Origin of the sequence: Vibrio algicola (assembly GCF_009601765.2) — a bacterium.
Lineage (GTDB): Bacteria > Pseudomonadota > Gammaproteobacteria > Enterobacterales > Vibrionaceae > Vibrio > Vibrio algicola.
Map to the genome: position 1 here is coordinate 1 of NZ_CP058324.1, position 21,156 is coordinate 21,156.

The 21,156-nt window shown below is 39.1% G+C and carries 23 protein-coding genes; all 23 read left to right on the plus strand.

Going from position 1 to position 21,156, the window contains the following annotated elements; translation table 11 throughout:
* The first annotated feature begins 73 nt into the window (after positions 1-73).
* Positions 74-256, plus strand: coding sequence for a TraY domain-containing protein (locus tag GFB47_RS16165; RefSeq protein ID WP_178306550.1), 183 nt, complete (start codon positions 74-76; stop codon positions 254-256).
* 301 nt (positions 257-557) lie between these two features.
* Complete coding sequence (locus tag GFB47_RS16170) at positions 558-923, plus strand: hypothetical protein (RefSeq protein ID WP_178306551.1); 366 nt, start codon at positions 558-560, stop codon at positions 921-923.
* 75 nt (positions 924-998) lie between these two features.
* Positions 999-1,343 carry a hypothetical protein gene (locus GFB47_RS16175; protein ID WP_178306552.1) on the plus strand — a complete coding sequence of 115 codons (345 nt, stop codon included), beginning with the start codon at positions 999-1,001 and terminating at the stop codon, positions 1,341-1,343.
* Positions 1,340-1,666 (plus strand): hypothetical protein, encoded by a 327-nt coding sequence (locus GFB47_RS16180; RefSeq protein WP_178306553.1) that lies wholly within the window; start codon positions 1,340-1,342, stop codon positions 1,664-1,666. The genes GFB47_RS16175 and GFB47_RS16180 overlap by 4 nt, the downstream gene beginning before the upstream one ends.
* A gap of 9 nt (positions 1,667-1,675) precedes the next feature.
* Positions 1,676-4,198, plus strand: a complete 2,523-nt coding sequence (locus GFB47_RS16185) for a VirB4 family type IV secretion system protein (RefSeq protein WP_178306554.1) — start codon at positions 1,676-1,678, stop codon at positions 4,196-4,198.
* Complete coding sequence (locus tag GFB47_RS16190; RefSeq protein WP_178306555.1) at positions 4,182-5,018, plus strand: hypothetical protein; 837 nt, start codon at positions 4,182-4,184, stop codon at positions 5,016-5,018. The genes GFB47_RS16185 and GFB47_RS16190 overlap by 17 nt, the downstream gene beginning before the upstream one ends.
* Positions 5,019-5,241: 223 nt before the next feature.
* Positions 5,242-6,258, plus strand: coding sequence for a type IV secretion system protein (locus GFB47_RS16195; RefSeq protein ID WP_178306556.1), 1,017 nt, complete (start codon positions 5,242-5,244; stop codon positions 6,256-6,258).
* 14 nt (positions 6,259-6,272) lie between these two features.
* A complete protein-coding gene (locus tag GFB47_RS16200; RefSeq protein WP_178306557.1) occupies positions 6,273-7,229 on the plus strand; it encodes a type IV secretion system protein in 957 nt (318 codons plus the stop codon).
* Positions 7,230-7,259: 30 nt separating this feature from the next.
* Entirely contained in the window at positions 7,260-7,982 is a 723-nt protein-coding gene (locus GFB47_RS16205; protein ID WP_178306558.1) for a hypothetical protein, read from the plus strand.
* A gap of 8 nt (positions 7,983-7,990) precedes the next feature.
* A complete protein-coding gene (locus GFB47_RS16210; protein ID WP_178306559.1) occupies positions 7,991-8,836 on the plus strand; it encodes a TrbG/VirB9 family P-type conjugative transfer protein in 846 nt (281 codons plus the stop codon).
* Positions 8,836-10,035 carry a TrbI/VirB10 family protein gene (locus tag GFB47_RS16215; RefSeq protein WP_178306560.1) on the plus strand — a complete coding sequence of 400 codons (1,200 nt, stop codon included), beginning with the start codon at positions 8,836-8,838 and terminating at the stop codon, positions 10,033-10,035. Before GFB47_RS16210 ends, GFB47_RS16215 begins: the two co-directional genes overlap by 1 nt.
* Before the next feature lie 65 nt (positions 10,036-10,100).
* Positions 10,101-10,469, plus strand: a complete 369-nt coding sequence (locus GFB47_RS16220) for a hypothetical protein (RefSeq protein WP_178306561.1) — start codon at positions 10,101-10,103, stop codon at positions 10,467-10,469.
* On the plus strand, positions 10,462-11,178 hold the full coding sequence (locus tag GFB47_RS16225; RefSeq protein WP_178306562.1) for a hypothetical protein: 717 nt from the start codon (positions 10,462-10,464) through the stop codon (positions 11,176-11,178). The genes GFB47_RS16220 and GFB47_RS16225 overlap by 8 nt, the downstream gene beginning before the upstream one ends.
* Positions 11,178-12,680, plus strand: a complete 1,503-nt coding sequence (locus GFB47_RS16230; protein ID WP_178306563.1) for a hypothetical protein — start codon at positions 11,178-11,180, stop codon at positions 12,678-12,680. Before GFB47_RS16225 ends, GFB47_RS16230 begins: the two co-directional genes overlap by 1 nt.
* Positions 12,681-12,688: 8 nt before the next feature.
* Positions 12,689-13,816, plus strand: coding sequence for a hypothetical protein (locus tag GFB47_RS16235; protein ID WP_178306564.1), 1,128 nt, complete (start codon positions 12,689-12,691; stop codon positions 13,814-13,816).
* Complete coding sequence (locus tag GFB47_RS16240; RefSeq protein ID WP_178306565.1) at positions 13,806-14,489, plus strand: hypothetical protein; 684 nt, start codon at positions 13,806-13,808, stop codon at positions 14,487-14,489. The genes GFB47_RS16235 and GFB47_RS16240 overlap by 11 nt, the downstream gene beginning before the upstream one ends.
* Entirely contained in the window at positions 14,489-16,198 is a 1,710-nt protein-coding gene (locus tag GFB47_RS16245) for a GspE/PulE family protein (protein WP_178306566.1), read from the plus strand. The genes GFB47_RS16240 and GFB47_RS16245 overlap by 1 nt, the downstream gene beginning before the upstream one ends.
* The gene (locus GFB47_RS16250; protein ID WP_178306567.1) at positions 16,182-17,216 is read left to right on the plus strand and encodes a type II secretion system F family protein; all 1,035 of its coding nucleotides are present in this window, start codon (positions 16,182-16,184) and stop codon (positions 17,214-17,216) included. Before GFB47_RS16245 ends, GFB47_RS16250 begins: the two co-directional genes overlap by 17 nt.
* A gap of 73 nt (positions 17,217-17,289) precedes the next feature.
* Positions 17,290-17,787: a hypothetical protein gene (locus GFB47_RS16255; RefSeq protein WP_225874367.1), complete on the plus strand. Its 498-nt coding sequence runs from the start codon at positions 17,290-17,292 to the stop codon at positions 17,785-17,787.
* A 50-nt stretch (positions 17,788-17,837) separates the two neighbouring features.
* Positions 17,838-18,296 (plus strand): hypothetical protein, encoded by a 459-nt coding sequence (locus GFB47_RS16260; RefSeq protein ID WP_178306568.1) that lies wholly within the window; start codon positions 17,838-17,840, stop codon positions 18,294-18,296.
* Positions 18,297-18,308: 12 nt separating this feature from the next.
* Positions 18,309-19,247, plus strand: coding sequence for a CHASE3 domain-containing protein (locus tag GFB47_RS16265; RefSeq protein WP_178306569.1), 939 nt, complete (start codon positions 18,309-18,311; stop codon positions 19,245-19,247).
* Positions 19,248-19,289: 42 nt separating this feature from the next.
* Positions 19,290-19,760: a hypothetical protein gene (locus GFB47_RS16270; RefSeq protein WP_178306570.1), complete on the plus strand. Its 471-nt coding sequence runs from the start codon at positions 19,290-19,292 to the stop codon at positions 19,758-19,760.
* A 117-nt stretch (positions 19,761-19,877) separates the two neighbouring features.
* The gene (locus GFB47_RS16275; RefSeq protein WP_178306607.1) at positions 19,878-21,140 is read left to right on the plus strand and encodes a trypsin-like serine protease; all 1,263 of its coding nucleotides are present in this window, start codon (positions 19,878-19,880) and stop codon (positions 21,138-21,140) included.
* Positions 21,141-21,156: the final 16 nt, after the last annotated feature.

The window sequence follows — 21,156 nt, forward strand, 5'->3', positions numbered from 1 at the left end:
ATACGTTTGTATTATTCTATTTCCAAACTGATCATCCACACAGGTTTATGAGTTTTTTTTGAGGCATTTTAATATGAATTCCAAACAACAATCTGTTTCAGATGTTCGCCCTATCGGGATCCAATTTGATATTTCGGCTGAAGCAAACGCCGTTTTGATTGAATCGGCAAAAAAAGCTGAACGCACAAAAAAAGGGGAAGCAAAGCTGAGGCTACAAGATCACTTGTTACGCTTTCCCGATTGGAAACAGCAATAAGTAAGTAAAACCGTTTCATCGATATATTGTGTTACCTCAAGCGCTAAGAAGGGCGCAGGCAGGGCAAGCCTAAAAAAATCGAAACATTATTATTTCTGAGCGTTAACTATGAGCTAAAAAAATCATAGGTATTCAGAAAATACAGACACAATATGTGGCTGCTTTACGTGATCATATTCACGGGAGTTGTGTGTATCGTGAGCACACTCAAGCAATAATCACGACACGGCACTGAAAGGTGTCATTTTTACAAAAATTTATTTTTTGCGAAGTAAGTTTCTGTAAAAAAAGGATGAGAAAAATGTTAATGATTATGTATGGGCTATTACCTTTAAATCAAAGCCTTATGGATATCAAGGGTAAAAATATTCATGAAAAATTGGACATCTTAAACGTAAAGTTTATCGCCGCAAATTCTGATGGGATTATTTTTGCCGCTCTCGTCACCGATACCCAACACTATCAATCATTGTCTTTTTCATTGGAAAGCATTTACTACAAAACGCCTTCAAAACGTAGCTCTCCATGCCATGCGCATTTTTGTGAGGCTTCTGAACACACGAAAAAAAGACATTATCGTAAGTCAAAAAACTTAACTCTGACACGCAAAAATTGGAAGCAATTTATTGGAAATAAGCACACTATCACTCAGCAAGTATTACATTAATTTAATAAGCCAATGTTCCACTTATCCCATCGTTAAGCAATGGGATTTTTTATACCAGAAATTTAAGGTGAGAGGATGAAAAACCCATCACTACAAAATACATCAATGTTTAAAAACCAAAAACTCATTGCAAATTTACCCGAAAAAGTTTTCGTTATAGCTCTATTTATTGCCGCTTGTGGTGCCGCCCTTTTTTTTAAATTATGTGGGTTCAGTATTGGCCTGATTCTAAGCCTCATTTTTATCTACATCGTTTACAAACCCCTCTATATCATTCATACAAATGATTTGGATGCGTGGCGGCTTTATATTAAAGCGACCTATTCAGCAACCTATTTTGACGCCTCTTACACAACACCAAAACACATTTTGGTGGTTAGACGTGACAAACTTATCCACCTAAAGGATCTCGATTTATGACCCAAAAAGAGTTAAAAGCCAGTTTATTTATTGGTTCATTATGTGCATCTAAAGCCGCCGTTGCTAGCTCTATTGATATCGGTGGCTCATCTAGTGGTTTTCTCTCAAAAATCGCCGAGTTTTTTCAACAAGTTGTCGATTTTGCCGGCGGCCCTGGTGCAATGTTCATTGTTTTTCTATCAATTACAGTTGGATTGGGGATGTGGGCATTTATGCCCAAGCAAAGCGGCAGTGCGCTGGGGTATATTTTTAGAGCCTGCATTGCCGGGATTGGACTTTTCGGTATGGGCACATTACTAGCTTGGTTACAATCGATGGCATAGGAATAGGTTATGACACAATTAAATGAGTCTATTTATAGCTACGGTATTACGGGAGAACAGCTATTAACGGATACCGGTGCAGTGATCGGCGTACTAAGTTTAGATGGTGTCGAACCAACGATTTTATCTGAAATTGATAGAGTTAATATCACCGCTCTGATCCGTAACATTATTCAACGCCTGCCTGTTTCTATCACCCTAACCCAATATTATATCCATCACGACAACTATAAAATTAAATTTCAGGAAACGGATAATCCTCGGGTTAACCTCGCATTAAAACGGCGTCAATGGTTTTTAAATCAAACTCGTGATCTCAATAAATCGTATCTGTATTGGGCTGTTGAGGTTCCAAAACAGATCCAAGGTCATTGGAGTAAAGATTTGATAAGACGGCTTTTTAATGCCGTCTTTGATAGTGACTCAAAAGAGACGCTCAAAACTGAATTATCAAATCGTGGAAGTGTTCTCGTTGAATATGAAGAATTAAAGAGACAATTGCATGAGGTTCGTCAAATACTCGCTGACATTCAATTGCGCCTCTCTTTTTTATCTACGGATAACAATGTTCTATCACCGGCGCAATTATTTGGTCTCAGTAAAAGCCTCGTTCAGTTAAACCCTCACTATCTACATCATGCAGGAGCGCCAATCTCAGAACGCTGGGATGCTATTTTAGGCTCAGGCAATGTGTCAACGGTTCTTATTGATGGTGTTCATTTCTTGAAAATTGATGGTGATAAGCCACGTTATGCTAGATTTGCGACCGTAACCGGCATTGGTGAACAATTTATGCCAGAAGCCGCATTTTGTTCCAGCCTACCGCCCCCGGTAAATGAAAAAGGTAATTATCTGTACATGATCAGATATAAGCCCTATTCACGCAGTGAGCGTAATAGAATGTTTAAATCCAAAGAGCAAGAATTGTACCGAAATCAAATGAAAGTCACTGACTTTGTGAGCGGTAATTCGTCATCGTCACAAATTGCTCAACGGATGCACAATGATCCTAAAACTCAGCAGTTATTGAGTGAAATACACAATGCTCAAAATGTAGCGGATAAATTTGGCCAATTTCATGCCGTTATTGTCATTTTTGATGAAGATATAAATAAACTCAATCAGCAAGTGTCTCGACTCTCACGAGTGTTAGAAGAAGCGCAGTTTCATTTGATTTGGGAAACCCTCGGATTACTAGAGGCGTATCAATCAATTCAACTCGGCTATTCCAGAGATACAATTAGACAATCAGAAATTAATAGTACTCAAGCGGCTGCGGCTAGTTTGTTATATCGGGGTAGTGAAGGGATCCCAGTATGGGAGCATGGTTTTAAACCCGCAGAATCGATTTATGTATTAGAGTCTGACGATGGCGTGCCATTTCATTACACACCATTTGTTGGGGATAAATGTCTGGTTATTGGTGTTGGTCCAACCCGTTCAGGGAAAACATTTCTAAAAAATTGCATCGCGACTCATTTTCAAAAATTAGGCGGAATGTATTGCGCCCTCGATGTTGATCAGGGAAGTGAACCTATTGCGCGTTATTTTGGTGACGATGGGGCTATTTTTCGTTTAGAAGATACAAGTACGACTCGAGGTTTTAATCCATTTTCAATTGGGATAGATGAACATGATGATGCGTTCAAAACGCACATGTTAAATATCATCAATTTAATGCTAAAAACGAATGATTCCGACGAATTGAAAACGCTGACCGCAAATGAACAATTAGAAATAGATAGGGCAATTGAGCAAACACTCGCGCTAGATACTGGTAAATTGAGAAATTTTTCCGGCATGTTGGCGCATTGTGGTACAGCCGTTAATCAAAAATTACAGCGATTTAAACGCGGTAATATTTATGGGCAATTATTTGATAATGATATCGATGCCATTGGTGTTCTTGATAAGCCAGTATCGGTATACAACACTCAGGGAGTAAAGGACAACCCTAAAATTGCCGCGTTAGTCAATACGGAGATTTTTTTTAGAAGTACACGCCTTTTTGAAAATCCAGAATACCGAGAGCGCGCTAAATTTCTTGAGGTCGATGAATGTCAATATGTATTATCTGTTCCCAATGCAGCCGATTTTCTTATTGCCAAGGCGCGAACCTGGTTTAAGCATGGCGGCGGCATGGGGTTCTGGACACAATCGCCAAAACATTATTCAGCACTACCAGAATGGGGCACGCTGCGCTCCGCCGCAACAACATTCATTTTTATGAGTGATCCAGAAATGCAACCAGAAGAGTATATCGCTGCATTTCCATTTTTAACGCCTGATGAATGCAAAAAAATTAGCGAATTGATACCAAAACGCCAGGCATACATTAAACAAATGGATGTCGGGATAGCAAAAATTGTGAATTTACATGTTGAGGCTGAACAGTATGTGATAGCGACATCTAATCCCTCAGAATCATCTGTGGCCAATCGTATTTATCAACAGGAAAAAAATATAGATATCGCGATTGATACTATTTTAACGGAGTTGGGCATGGAGAAAACCATTGATAGGTCTAATTAAAAAAATTGTGGCTCTTATTGCGCCTCTTCTATTGTCTGTAAATGTATTAGCCACCGGATTTCCAGTATTGGATGTGGCTAATTATTTACAAAATTTAGAATCGTATTTAAATGATTTAGCCACCTATTCTGAAACGGTAAACAATACTATTCAGGATGTTAAAACAGCGCAAAACACACTCAATCAATATAGAAAATTACAAGAGCAATATAATCTATTGACTCGTCAGGCCGAACAACTTCATTCATCAATGACGCAACATCAATGGGATGCAATGTGGCATGAGGCTATAAGAATGTCGAAAGAGCGTCCATTTATGGATACTGATTTACGATCGGCCACATTCGGTCTGTATGGAACAGAGAAAATTAAAGACACGGTCGAGAATGAATATGGTAAGGAGTTAAATAAGGCCGATATGCAGGCATTAGCTACATCAACACTGGGTGAAGTGCCTGAAGAATTTTCTAGATCGTATGAAAATTCAAACCTGGCTATTTATCAGGCGGGACAGGTTTCTTCGTTTGAAAAGCGGAATGCTGAACAGCGAAAACAAATCAAAACTATTGATAGTGAACGTCAAAAACTCGGTGATAAAAGCGAGTTAAAAACCCTACAATTAATCGCTGGCCAAAATCAGATATTGCTAGGACAAATAGCCGATATGAGCGATTTACAAAAAACACAGTTAGAACTATCAAATCGAGACCAAAATGAACGGGCGGCTAAAGATCAACAACGTAAACAAGAACAGTTAAAACGAATTCAGTATCTAAACAATCACCCCATCAAAATAGATGAAACCCCATTATTACCATAACAACTATAGGATTTTCATAAAAAAAATACTTATATTTATCTCCCATGTCGCATGTAAGCCGCTGTTATTGCTAATATTTGTATTAATGATTATTGGGTTCGGTCAATACACTCAAATAGCCTCCTTAACAGAGGCTACAGATTGCAGTCAAACCAAACCAAATCATACCGTATTGATAAACGTGGCATGGCCGTTATCCATTATTATTCACTAGGGGGCATAGATGGACTTCATCACCCTATTTAATCACGATTTACATGCCTACATCTTAAAAATGACTGAGTCAGGGGATGTTTACGATTTCTCACACATGTTTTTAATTGTGCTGAGTGTTCTAGCCCTGACAACTGAACTGTTTCATTTCGCAACAGATAAATTTGATCCCCAAGCTCATTTTGTTGCTGTTATGTTTGTACTAATTACCCTCATTTTACAAAAAAGTTTTCTGCCCGCGATGGATACTATTTGGCAAACAGGAGAGGGGTTAGGGATGGCATTTATGGAACAGGCAACCGGTACTCGCGATCCTCTTTATCTCGCGAAGTGGCTCACTCATGCGATAGGAAAAATGAGTTTCAGCGATGTGTCACTCAGCGATGGTCCTAGTCTTGTGATTAAAACGGCAATTTTTTATATCATATCCCTATTATTATCCATAGTTATGTATCTAGTTGGTATGTGGGCGGCCTGGGGATTGGCGTTATCAAAATTACTCGCATTATTATTTATTCCAACGCTAGCATATAAGCCCACACGGTCATTTTTCATATCATGGCTAGAATTTTTTCTCGGTTTTGTATTTCTTATGTTGATTTTACGAGTCACGGGAACGCTCGCCGCCCTTGCAATGCAGAGTGAATTTAACTCAATGGGAATGGGGCAGTGTAGCGCCGGTCATCTGTGTGATATAAATGCGAAATATTTTGCTAACGCTGATACTGATCATTTTGTATTAACCAGTGCATTATCATTACTGCTGGTCGGTTCAAGTTTTAAATTTGCTCAGGTTTTTTCAAATGCGGCTAGTGATATGAGTAAATATGCGTCAAAATCATTAAAAAATGGAATGAAATCAGCAGGTCAAAAATTCTTTCCCACATCGAATAATGCAAAAAATAGTTCTGGGGATAAAATGAATTTTAATACCTCAGATATTCCATCACATACCTCAACACCACCCCAAAATAGGCACACTACATCATATGATTTGCCTCCGCATAACTCTAACCACCTAAAATAATAGGTATAAAAATTATGAAACTATGGATGTGGGGAGGGGTAATATTTATCGCCTCCTCTTCTATTGCATACGCAACGCCATCTGCTTCTATCATCGCTCGTAGCGGCTTTGATAATACCGTGACAGGATTCATTAATAACATAATGTCTACCAGTAATGATGTGCAATGGTTTTGCCTCGCCTTATTAACCGTTTTAAGTGTTTTAGCTCTCATCAGTGAATGGGCACATTTTGCAATGAATGGATTGGATGTGGAGCGGTTAATCATGTGCGCTCTGTTCATTATTATTACCACATTTCTTTGTACTCATTTTGTTGAGCCAATGGATGTGATTTGGAACAGTGCCGATCAAATGAGTTTAGGTTTTCTCGAGGGGGTGACGGGGAATCGCGATCCCCTATATTTAACAATATGGTTAAATAGATCATTAGAACGGATCATATCTAAAGAGCCATCTATTTTGTTAGATGGTTTATATCCAATTTTAATGTCGATGTTGTGGAATTTAGCCACTATTTTGCTTCAAATTGTTATTTATCTAGTAGGGGTATGGGCAACGTGGGGGTTTTTGTTGAGTAAGTTACTCGGCCTAATTTTTATCCCCTGCCTGGCCTATGGCCCAACCAGACCCTTTTTTGATGCGTATGTAAAATTTTTTTTAGGGTTTGTTATTTTACTCATTACTTTACGAGTCACTGGCGCCTTAGCAGCATTAACAATTAATGCACAATTTCAAACGCTGGGGTTAGGGTGTTCCACATTGATCCGATGTGCGTTAACCAATGCTGTATCGATTGATATAAGTTCACAATCACACATGATTGTGACCTGTTTTATTTGCATTTTTTTAGTCTGCTCATCATTTAAAATTTCACACAAACTCGCCGGTTCCTGCGGTAGTGCATCAGGTGGTGCTATGCAAGGATTGGGGAGTTTGACTAAAAAAGCGTTGTCAAAAGGACTAGCGTAAAGAATCAATATTATAAGGAGTTCATTTGTTATGATTGAACCGGTACTCTCTAGTGACATATCCCCTGACACCATCCCGCCTGTTATTATCGAATTAGGAAAAACAAAAGCTGAACGAAATCGGCTTTTTGTAATTTTAGTAGGTTTAATCATCGTCCTAATTATCGCCCTATCATTTTGCTGGTATTCGTTTGATAAGGCTCAGACCAATAAAGAGATTATGTATGTAAAAATGTTTCCCAATGGGACATGGGAAAACGTTGAATACCACGCCCAGGATAAACAGTTATTTTTTAAAACTACAGTCGATAGTCTAATTGCGCAGTATACAGAAAAACGATTTGGGGTGATTCCGATGACCGTAGCCAGTGACTATGGTGAGGCACAGGTATTCATGGATAAAGATCTACACAGTGAATTTATTGCTAAAAATGGGTTTGATGCTGTAGACAAAGCTCACGAATTTGCGAACTCAGACAATTACACAAAAATTAAATGGCGATTCAATAATCACACTAGCCAAATAAGGGGAGTATTTAAAGGGATCGAAACACAGGTAATGCGTACCGATGTTTATTTTACTAAAGAGCAACATATCAGTAGCCAAGTAAAAAAATCTCGAATGATGTTATCTATCTCCTGGCGTTTACTACCAAAAACTGAATTAGAAAAACAAGATAAAGATTTTTTACGTGTCAATCCAATTGGTCTAAAAATAATCACTCAAAAACTCACTCTAGAGCCAAACCAGTAAGGCATCCCATGAAAACAACAACGCTTGCGCTGCTTACCATATTGGTATGCAGCCCTTTTGCGCACGCTCAAAAAAGGTGTACGCCTCTTTATTATAAGAGTGGTCAGGTCATCACTGTTCATTCAGCGCTCAATCTAGGTACACGAATACAATTACCCGCAAACTTAATTACGCCCCCGTTAGTCTCTAATGCCAACCTGTGGGATGTTGAAGGTATCCAAGGAACAAATCAAATTGTGGTGAAACCTAACTCTAATGAGTCAAGTGGTGCACAAACCATGATTTATGCGTATACGGATAACGGACTCGCATTTGATATCAATATGGTGAGAACGACCAGCACTAAAAATGAGGCGTGTGCAATTATTAATATTAGTCACCAACAGGCATCAAAACATCAAACTCAAGATTTACAGAGTTTTATTGCCGCCAGTTATCAAAGCTCAAATAATACAGAAGCACAGGTTTTAGCTCTACGCCATCAGCTTCAACAAGAGCGTATTGGAAATAAGAAGAAGGTCACAGATGGAGTAATGGCAGCATTACGCAAATATCGTTATCACATTTACACCCGTTATAAATACGACGAAGGCGCTGAATTTGTCGGTAATAACACTATTTCGGATGTTTATGATGATGGTAGATTTACCTATATTCGATTAGCGAATCCAAACCGTGGCGTGTTATCCGTTGAAACTATGATCGGCGGAAAAAATGCAATTGCCCCAGTTAAATATGATGATGCCTATGGCATGTACCGTATTACCGGTATTTACCCGAAATTTACTCTCCGTATTGATGATGTGAAAATTATTGTGACTCGCAGTGACAATAGTTCTCATGGAGCCTCGTAATGTCTAATGAAAAAATACCGCCCGAAAAGAAAAAATTAATAACGTATTTATTGTTGTCATTGGGTGTTGTTACGATAATTTTATTTGTGATGACCATTTGGGGAATAGTCAATAAAAAACAAGTACCTCCACCAAAAGTCTCACCCCCTAGCACCAATGCAACCTCTACGAATAACATTTATTCACCAGAACAATTTGAAGAGAAGGTCAAAACGACAAAAAACACTCATGTTCAGGAGGTTGATGTTAACGAACATAAACAAACAAACATTGAGATAGCGCTAGCTAAGGAGCGTATCAAATTTCAGGTCGCCGAATTAAATAGAGGATTAAATGCGTCAAAGAGTACCTGGTTAAGTCAATCCCAATTTACAAATCAAACTCAAGCATCTTCACCGGCTAAAATAAAAAACAGCACGATTGATGACTTAGAAAAACAACGTGATGAGACAGCTAAACGAATTGAAGAAGTGCGTCAGGTTAGATCGGCGATTGAGCAGAACGGGGGTTCTAATATTTCGACTGAAAAATTAGAACAAATCAGACGTAAATTTTCTCTTCCCCCTCCCAACATTGTTGGATTTACCCGTTCAAATAGATACAACGCGGATGTCAGCGGGAAAATACGATTATCGATTGGTACGGTGATCCCAGTATTAACCACTACCACAACGGTGAGTGATTATTCTGGCCTATTTAAGGGTGTCGTTAGTCAGGATATTTATGATGTGAAATATCAATACGTTCTGATACCAAAAGGCTCAGAGGTGATCATGAAATCGGTTAAAATCACTAATGTGAATGAACCAATTCAGGCGAGAGTAGGTATCACTGTTCCGTGGATAATCCTTCCTAACGGCAACAAAATCGATATGTCGAAATCTAGCGGTTTAGATCGAGAGGGAATTGGTGCCATAAAAGATGAGGTAAATTATCATGCAATGGCTCAATTTATGGGTGTAGCTGCCTATGCTCTATTGTCCTCAAGTAGCTCGTATGAGGGCAGCGGTGCGAATAATGATAATAGCTATAAGGGCGAAATGGGCGATGCATTTCGACAACAAACAGCGCCTATCGCAAAAAAATATTTATCACTAACTCCAACCATCACCATTAAAGCCGGTCAGTCGATGAATATCATCACTGAAGATGAAATGTATTTGAAAGCCTGGAAAAGCGTCTATCAGGATTATCAATAGTTTTATTTATATCCCTCCTCAATACCCTAACAGTCGTTAGGGTGTTTTTTACTGGAAATTTAACCATGAAAAATTTTTTACTTTTAACGTGCCTATTGGCGCTCTTTAGTAATGTGGCAATGGCAAAGCAATTATCCACATTAGATCCCCTGACAGTTGCCGTTAGAACGGTATGGGATAGTGATACTCATACCGTTGGTGACGCCGCTAGATGGATATTAGCCCCCGAGGGTTATCAGGTGACAACTATCTATCCGGCTCCAACAGAAGCGGCAAAAATTAGTAGTCAATCTATCCCCCCCTCAATGAAAATGCATAGAACAATGCCCGTTATCGACGCTCTCCAACTTCTAATAGGAACAAACAACACCGTGATTATTGATAGACAACACCACCTCATTTCTTTTGCAAATGGAGTGATCACTAATGATTAAAAAGACAACACTAGCGATTAGCACTATCGTTCTATTATCAGGGTGTGCGCATCAGTCTGATTATCAGGGCCAGGGTGAATATTTTGAATTGGCCAAAACTAATGTGGTAGAACGTGATTTAACGACACCATTTATACAACCATCTATTGCAGAGTTAGCAAAAACAATACCGCCCAAACCTATCAAAATTAACCCTAAATCCCAGGGTAGCATCCGAGGTGGTGAAACCTACGAACACGCATTAACACGCTGGCTGAATAAGCAAGGTTATCAATATATTGCATGGTCAGTTGATAGCCAAACACTCAAACTATTAAAACAGCGTAGCCCTAAAACTCTCACGCTCACCGGTTCACTATTTTCAAGAGTCGCACAGGTAGGGATACATTTAGAGGAGCCTATTCAATTAACAACCGCACATCATAATGTTGCCGCGATACATCAATTTAAGACGCCGACAACGCTTGTTCTTGCTCATGGTCATACACTAAAAGATGCAGTGAAAAATATTGTCCATGATTATCATGGAAAATGGGATGACCAAAATAGCTATCAGGCATCGGATGATTATGCATTTACCACCTCTTACCCCATTATCACAAAACAGGATGATATAACCACCGCATTAAATTCATTGCTCTACGGTTACCCCGTGCAGGCAAAAATATTGCAATCTACTAATCAGGTTTTTATCGAGGACCATAAATAATGAATAAATATCAAATGATGGGATGGTGTGTAGTAGCGAGCATTCTAGGTGGTTGTGCGTCGCAGGCTTATAAAGATGCTGATAAATACAATACTGGCATAAAAAACAAAATTGACACCTACACGGCACCTCGTCCTCAAGGGCAGGTCAGCTATATTTCTCATCCGCCTGTTTCTATTACCCCTATAGCTCAGGTTGAAACCATATCATGGCTCAATGATCCGATTTCAATCAGTGTCAATAATACACCTCTTTCAATGGTATTAAGTCATGTTTTAACCGGTACTCAGGTTGATGTCAGCTTTGATGAGGCGGTGAACCCTAATACACCAGTCACATTGAATTTTTCAGGGCGTCGAGGGGATATTTTGGGATTAATTGGCCGTGAAACACACTCATCACTCATTCCCCACAAGGAAACGCTTCAGGTGGTGAAATATATATCAAAAACCTATGAAATTAATATACCGTCTGGGCGCTACAGTGCTCAACTAGGCTCAGAAGGTGAAAATAGCAGTTCGGATGACGAAAAATCGAAAACGCAGGGACAGTTCATTAAGGTCGCTTACAATGATGTCAGCGTTTTAGATGACATCGTTAACGGTATAAAGGCAATTTTAAAACAAGATCCGAAGGACAGTAATACAAAATCTGCAATGAGCGCGACTTCTAGTGATGATGATTTGGTTGGTGATGTTCAGGTCGTCAGCTCCCTTTCATCTATTTCTGTGAAAAGCACGCCGGAACGAATGAAAAAAGTCGATAAATTAGTAGCCACTTATCAACATGAACTTAGTAAACAGGTTTTGTTAAATATTCAGGTTATTGAGTTTCGTTCAAATCACAGTACAGAGCAGGGGATAGATTGGAATATTGTCCGTCAAACAAGTCATGGCGCGCTTCAATTTTTTGTTCCAGGTACGACGACAATATCTCAGGGAACAGGCTACGGCCTGGCCTTCATGGGAACAGGAAAATGGGATGGTACCAGTACATTTATTAAGGTGTTAGAACAACAGGGCAAGGTTGCGACTGAAACACCTATTACAGCCCTAGTGTTAAACAATCAACCAGCCCGTATTTCTCAGGCATTAACCAAGCCATATTTATCTGAAATTAAATCTGAATCAAATGATTCTCAAATCTCAACTACGGTTACGCGAGATAAGGTGATTGAGGGCGTGGATATGATGATTACACCAAACGTAAAAAATCAATATGTGTGGCTACGCATTAGTGGAAAACTCACAAAAATAGCGTCTGAACGAACTCAAAAAGTTGAGAATACTGATTTGGAATTCTTTGACACTAGAGGCTCAGATATATCATTTACAAATAAACTACGTTATGGCCAAACCTATGTGATCGCCTCTGTGAAACAGACATCAACAACAGCAGAAGGCACAAAATCGTTTTGGTCTTATTTATTTGGGGGGACTGGCTCGAAAAAAGACACAGTGGAAACCCTGGTTTTATTAACACCAACGCAAACACAAAGCTAGGAGGGTGCATGTTTTCATTACCAATGCTCCAACTTGATTTAGATAAATCATTGTTAGCTAGGGTTCGAAAACTGCATCCAGCAAAATATGAAAAAGTGATTGAAACCTCAACCGGTTTTAGTCGCTTTTATTCAAATGTTGCCACATTCAATGTTTGTGATTTTGCTATGCAGGAAATAGACCTCCCTAATAATTGCCTCTTTATCCACCCTATTGATGATATGTGGTATGTATTATTAATAGACAATGGAGAGGTGAGAGCGCAAAAAATGCTTTCGCTCAGTGATATTGTACTGACGATGGGATATGAAATTGAAAGCGTGGAGTATATTTATTGCCCACAAATACAAAATCTTCTAGATTATCTAACACATTACAATAATAAAATTGTGTTCATTAATCCCCTCGACCTATCGTTACTAACTGATGAATACTGTATTCCCATAAGCAAAACACATAACCCAATGAAGATTGGGTTATGTGTCCTATTCTTAGCAGTTTTGATTAGCGCCATATACGGCGCTTTTTTTCATCATTCAGAACACAAAACAGTCGTACACATTGATCCTCTAGCAGCATATAAACAGCATGTTTTCTCGTCTATTGTGGCCAGTGACGCTTTTAAAGTTGCATATAAGGCGAGTGTATACGGGTTCTTGTTACCTAACGATTGGGTCTTTTCAAATATTCGACTCTCTCATAATACGATGCAATTAAATTATGAGGATTCCCCAAATGGCTCGATGAATAAGACAATGACAGCATTTACAAAAATTCATCCAGCAATTGAGCATGCATGGAATGAAGCGAGCCTTAATTTTGGGTGGACGATGGAAAGTCCCACATCATTGCAGATCACTACATTACCAAAAAACATTTATTTTTTACGTGATGCATTGATTAATCTCGGTTTTACGGTTGTTCAAATGAATAAACCTTCAGTTGATGGCGTAGAAATCATGCAATTAACCATTACTCGATCAAATACTAATTTCACGACATTAAATACATTGGCCACATTAACCTCAGCCCTACCCATCTACATGTCAACATTAGAAATTCAACGGGGTTTATCGATCCCAAATATTAATATTAAATCGGTGATAACCCTAGAAGGGGAACGCAATGACAGATAAAACAAAAAAAATCACATTAACAAAAAAACATAAAATTTTACTTGTGGTATCAGCGGTACTTATCGTATCAGCTGGCTATTCATTAATGCCAACCTCTCATCATGTAACACATAATAGGGTTCCGGTGAATAATGAACTCAGTCAGTTAAATATAGCCCCCCCCTCCAAACGAGTGCCTGGTATTACTAAATCAAAGAAAAAAGAGGTTACCAAGAAATCAACGATTACTTTAGATCCCGATGCGATTGAGTTGGTGCGATATGCTAATCAATTACGTATTCAAACAATTAGAAAAATGGCAATTGATGCACAAATAGCCGCCGATTCTAGCGCAGATAAAAAAGCCGATTCATTAAAGTATCACTCTAGCCCATTAAAAAGTAAGTACGTTCTACCACCTATACCGGGTGAAAATAGTGTGAATTTAAATGATGATATTCAGCCATCTTTTATTGAGGATATGCGTGTTGCTAGTCTAATCAGCGTGAATGGAAACATTGAGGCGGTCATTTCATTTCAAAATCAATACATTCCAATTCGGGTTGGCTCCAAAATTGGCAGTGTCACCATTACAAAAATCACTAAAAATGCAGTGACATTTCGTGATCACGGTAAGAGTAAAACGAAATGGGTTGCCAGCGCCCCCTTAACTAAAGTCGTTAAGGGGGCGTAATGGAAAAGTTGTTAATTGACGATAAGTTACGAAATTTCTATTACACCTCACCACTCGCAATCGCAGTAACCAGTGGGAAAATATTGGTGACTGATTATTCAATATCCACTATTGATGGTATTCGTGATCACATCAAAAATAATGATTTACTGGCTAATGGTCACTATCTAGGTCAGCTACTTAGTATCGAAAAGGTATCTAAGGGGATCATTGATGGCTTTTTAGATGGTGGATTAAATCGTACATCGATAAAAAAAGATATCGAATCTGGTTCTGAAACTCTGCTCGGTGAGAGTTATAAGGATATTTTAACCAAGGCGGCAAATTTAGGTTGTTCGGATATTCACCTTGAATTGTATGAAACTGAACTGCAAATTTACGCTGAGATTGATGGAATACGTCGAGAGCTAATTCCTACCATTCCAGATGCAGAGCATGGTCATCGTTTATTTAGTTATATCTGGACCTCAAAAGCAAAAAATAAAGATTCTGATTATATACGCCACACCCCAAACAATGGGTCCTTAGAGGAAAATCTTCTCATTACTGGTGATATGAGATTAACAAACTGGCGCGCCAGTTATATACCGACAAATAAGGGCGGTAAAGTGACGCTACGCTGGCTCAATAAAAACGTCAGCTTACCTCAACTTACAGAGATTGGTTGGACACCAGGACATGTGGCGGCATATAAGGAATATTTAAACTTTGCCTCTGGTGTCTGTGTTATCGCAGGTAAAACCGGTTCAGGAAAATCTACTACCCTCGCTTGTGGGTTAAAACTTCTCGATAAAAGTCGAGCTGTTCACACCTTAGAAGATCCCGTTGAATTTAATCTAGGCATCCCTCAAACCCTAGTCAATCCAAATAAAACTATTAATGATGAAGCGGAAGCGAGGGGGGCCGCCTATTATTCAAAAGTTTTACTGCGTCATGCGGTGAATGTTGAGATGCATGGTGAAATTCGTGATCACAAGGGTGCGATGGAACTCATCCGCAAAGGTGAGACGGGTCAGCTAATGTTTACAACCGTTCATACCAGTTCGGCGCTAGGCATAGCACCCACATTTATTGAGCAATTTAACGTATCTGCATCGGTGATGTCTGCACCTGATCTCATGCGTTTGTGGATCTATCAAACATTAATTAGAACATTATGTTCTGAGTGTTCATTTACCCAAGCACAAGCACAACACTATTATGATACACAGGATAGTGAGGAGGATAATTTGTATTTTGAGCAATTAAAAATACATACGGCTCGACTGTGTGGCAACGAAATAAACAATATTCGATACAAAAACCCAAATGGCTGTCATTGCTGTGGCTATGAAGGGGAAAAGGGACGAACCGCTGTTGTTGAAATGATTGTGCTCGATGATGAGGACCGAGAATTTATTTTCAGTCGAAATTATCTAGGTTGGAAAGAGGCACTCCTTGCCAAGGGCTTCAAAGATGTTCGATGGCATACCATTACTAAAATAAAGGCCGGGTTGATTGATATTGATACGGCATCAAAACGGGTAAATAATTTATTGCCTGTGGCTGCTAAGGAAGTTTACTCATCATTTATAGATACAATAAATGAAAGTGTCGCAACTAAAAGTGAGCCTGGCACAACCGAAGTATCTACAAGTGATGGACTTGATTTTGAAGAGGAGAAATTTTTACCTGTTCTTAGTGAGGTGATGAATGAACCTGGAAAGTAAATTTTTTAATCTCGAAAAACAGGGGGTTTTACTCTATCAAATCCTAAGATTGTCAAAGGTTGGTATTAATCAACGTGAAATTGCGAGCCAATTAGTTCAATACGGAAGTAGCATTGAAAAAAAAATTGGGAACGAAATATTCACCGCCATTGATAATGGGGATACGTTTTCTTCTGCACTGAAACCCTGGTTTAACCGAATAGTATGGGAAAGCATTCTCGCAGGTGAAATAAGTGGGGATTGGAATAATGGCATTAAGCATGCCATTGAAACGATACACCTACAAAATGTCTCAACAATCGTACTAATTAAAACTCTAATGAAGCCAATATTAGGTCTAATAGGCTTACTCTTTGCCTGTGCCTGTTCCTATTGGTATTTTTTCCCGATGATGAGCGGTTTGTTACCAATGGCTCACTGGGGGGGGATGTCTATTGCTGCTTATAAGTTCGGCTATTTTTGGGCCACGTATGGCTCTATTTTATTAGGCGTATTTTTGTCTACGATCATAACCATCATGATCATGCTTCCATTAGCTCCGATTGCAAACGGTCGATTACGACAGTTATTAGACCTATTACCAATTTTTTCACACTATCGATTAATTTTAGCGACTAATCTATTTCGATCTATGTCTAATCTAACTCGTGCTGGTATTCCGTTACTTGAAGCGATTGAACACATAGAAAAAGATACCAGTCTTTATATGAAATGGCACTTGTCATTAGCCCAAGACAACATTAATACGGGAAATGAAAACATTGGTGATATTTTAAACACAGGGTTAATTGACGAGCAAAATATCCGAACCTTAAAAATTTTAGGGACGACAGGAGATTTATTCCATATTTTCCTAAACGCATCCGAACTACACAGCTCTCTACTGGAGTCTAAAATGCTGAACATGAAAGTTTGGGGAGCCAATATCATAAAAATCGTGGGCTTAATCATTGGTCTTATCACAGGCGGAGGGATCGCTCAATTAATTACCGATATGGTTACAAATATTCACATTTAACAAAAAATCACTCTTCACCTCTTTAAAACCATTCATTTGAATGGTTTTTTATTTTCAATAAAAAGGAAAAATCATGTTAAAAAAACAAATCGCATCCCGAAAAAAAGCCCGTGGTGCATCTAGCGTTGATATTCTAATTTATGCGACCCTATTGATTGGTCTAATCGCATTTGTTATTTCAAAAGTGCCAACGATCAATTACATGTTTAATGTCAGTGCCTTTCAATCGGATGTTTCTAGCATTTCAGAAGCCACTTATCGATGGAAAAAACGTCGTCCTAATTACTCCAGTGTTTCTTTAGAGACACTATGCCAAGATCGTTATTTAGAAAACTCTATTTGTGGTGATGCCAATGATGGAAAATCAACCAACTCATTTGGCGGTGATTGGACAGTTTCCCCCAATACTAACTCTGGTTTATACGATATTACCGCCACAATGCCCAATGACACAGATCGTATTAATGAGCTAGCCGATACGATGGCACCGACAACACGAGGCGGTTGTTCAGAAGCGGAGGGGTGTGCCACACTCGTTAAATCAGCCAATTCAATTACCATGACATTTTAATAATGAGACATCATACCCTCGGGATGGCGTCATTAAGCCTGATAATATCAATGGCGGCGATGATTGGGCTAACCGTACTGATGTTGAGTACGGTTAGCCCAATGGCTCGTCATTATATGGCGAGTATGGATATAAAGGAGGCGGTTAGGGATATCCATCATACCGTGATATCTAACTATCAGTTAGAAGTCCTGAAAACGCGATGTTTTCATACGCCAACCACAAAAACGATGGATGATTTAATCAAATACAATCCAGATTTGGCTAAATCTATATCTGATAGAGGTTTGATATTTACGTATCAATATCAAACCCTATCCTCACCCTATTCTCACCCTATCCGACTTGATATCAATGTCATATTTGAGAATCAAGAGCAGCTTAATGATGTCGATGGATACCTCAAACCATCTTATTCATCAAATCAAACCCTTACGTTCAGTTACCCTGTCACTAAGATAGTGTCTGATAATGAGCAATTCGATCCATCAAAGGGGTGTATTCACTAAAGGTCATTAACAATGAGAAAATATCAAGGAGGCTTTGCCTCCCTAATTAGTCTGCTAGTGGTGTTAAGTGTAATAGGTTATTTGGCTATTTTTTATGTCAAACATGAACAACAAGACAATATAAAAAATAACCAAAATTCATTCTATAACCATGTGACCAATATCATTACGCAAATCAATGCGTATCAATCCGATCAATATGACGCTGGTATATTGCCTGATTCACAGGATCTGTTTCCAGATAGCCTGGCAACACTCCAAACCAAAGGTTACTTAGGGTTATGTTCCACGGCGGATAATCAAAATGGTAATTGTATGCGCCCAGAGCAAACGCCCTGGGGGGACGATATTGATTACACCAGGCAAAAAATGGTTGGTCAAAAATACTATGAGGCGATATTGACGATTCAATTACCCCCTCAAGACAATTCGAATGCATTTGAAGAACAAGTTTCTCTTAATTTGTTTTCACAAATTGCGGGTACTCATTATGACGAAAAAAAACGCATCATCACCATTACTGTTACACGATTAGAAAACTTATTTGCATTAACGACCGTAGTCAAACGCTCAGGTGAAGACTCAACATTAACGGGAAATTGGGATGTTGGGGGGGATTATTCTGTCACCAATGCCAAGGATTTTCGTATTCGTAATGCTAATGGAACCCAACGCAGCCTAGCTGTTGGAGTGGTGGACAGTTTTTCTGCTGAATCCCCAAGTAACATTCAACACCCCCAATGCGCCCCCGGCCTAACACCAGATATTGTCGCCACCCCTAAATTTGTTTCTCTTCCTGATGGTATTTATGAGCACACACCTGCCGGTGCTGTCATTAATAATAATGCTACTTATTGGAGTGTCTCATTAAAATACATGTACAAAAATACGTCGGGGAATTGGGCGCAGCGCACCGAAGGCACCTTGACCATTCAAACTGTTTGTCACTAATGTGCATTCATCCGAATGCACATCATAAAGAAGGAAATACCCATGAAAAAAACATTATTATGTTTAAGTGTTATGTTCATAGTATCCAGTGCTTATGCGGCGGATAAATATCCATTAGATCCAGCGTATGCGGCCAATAAAATCGCAATGGAGAGTGCGAAAATTTTTGAGCAAAATCATGTCACGGAACATGCTCCAAACGCCAGTGGTAAAGAGTGGCATTTGGTGTACTCAGGTAATGCGAAAAGCTCTGTCAATATTCCAAGCGGTGCTAAATTTGTCAGTGTTGATATAGGAGAGGGATTAGAGGTTTATCCAGTTGTGGCAGGCTCAACATTAACAGCAAAGAAGGAAGAAGTTAAGTATCAAACTTGTATCCCTGTTGGTCATGGTGAACAAAATTGTACCGATCATACCGATACTTTAACTCTCAAGGTCTCAACATCAAAGGTGACTTTGACGGGATCAGGTAGTTCTTCAGCTACTAAAATAACAAGAGTCTATACTCAATAACGCTATAACCAGACGTCTGTAACTAGGCGTCTGGAATAAATAAGAATCAAACTATACCTTTGAAAATAAAGTGTTTTTTGATATAATAAGGCAATTGAATTCGATGAGGTTAGGCTGATGAATGTATGTTTAAAATGGACAATAAACACCTCGTTACTGGCGACTATGACGCTAGTCAGTACAAGTAGTTACGCCATAACGGGTAACTATACGAGTGTCGATTGGAAAAGCGCTCCATCTATTGTTTATATGGAATGTACGGGGACCATCATTGCTGGAAAATATGTTCTAACAGCCGCTCACTGCGCCGATCCTGGTGAGGGCGCAGCAATTGCAACTCAATATGCACATGATCCAGATTATTACACTCCAACAAAACAAATCAGCCCGTTAACCAAAGTCATATCACCGACTCAACGTCTTTTTGATGAAGGTCTTGCCCCCGGGATTTTTTACGATAACTGGCACAATCGCCAAGTCCCAAAAATGTACACAATGGATTCTCGTTACACAAAATTTGCGATCCCTAGTGATTTTATCTTTGTAGAAGACCCTAATTCATACGCATCAAATATGCGCCATGATATAGCCGTTTTCACTTTAAAAGATAGCTATCAAGCCCTGGAGAAAGTAATTTTTTTAAACCCAACAAAATTAACACTTGGTCAGCACATTACGGTAATGGGTGCTCGTAATTTAGGGGATAAACATCCTCTAATTGATGATGGGCTAAGAGCGGGGCCAGCGATTATGGCTAATGTATACGATGATGATGAGGTAGCCAATGGAATAAAAAGCCCCACTGGATTTGATTTTTACTTACCCGCTCCTGGGTTTTGGGTAATTCCAGAGCCTGGTGATAGTGGCGGTATTTGGTTAAATGAACATGGTGACGGCGTCGGTATAAATAGGGCGTCAAGTGGTAATGCTGACGGCAGTGTTTTTTATGATAATGCTGATTTTATTTTAGAAAACATTAATGCTTGGCAATTTCCAACCTATGCGAAAATCGAAGCCGGTGATAAAAAAACCATCACGATTCAAAATTTACACAACAAAACCATAGATATTAATAACACACTAAACACCAGTGGGGATGCATACGTTGATTCCAATACGTGTCAGAACGTTGCCCCCTATGGAGAATGTAAATTAGTCGTGAGTAGTGTGAATGGTGAAAGTGGCCAGGTTGTTCTCGAAAAAGATTTTGTTATCAACATTAATAAACTACCTGAAAAATACACGCCACCAACACCAACACCAACACCAACACCAACACCCGATGATGGTGGCGGTACGAAGGGCGGTAGTATGGGTTTATTTGCATTATTCTTTTTAATGTTCGTTGGCATAATACGCAGGAAGAAGAATCTACAATAATATCAGTAGAGAATAT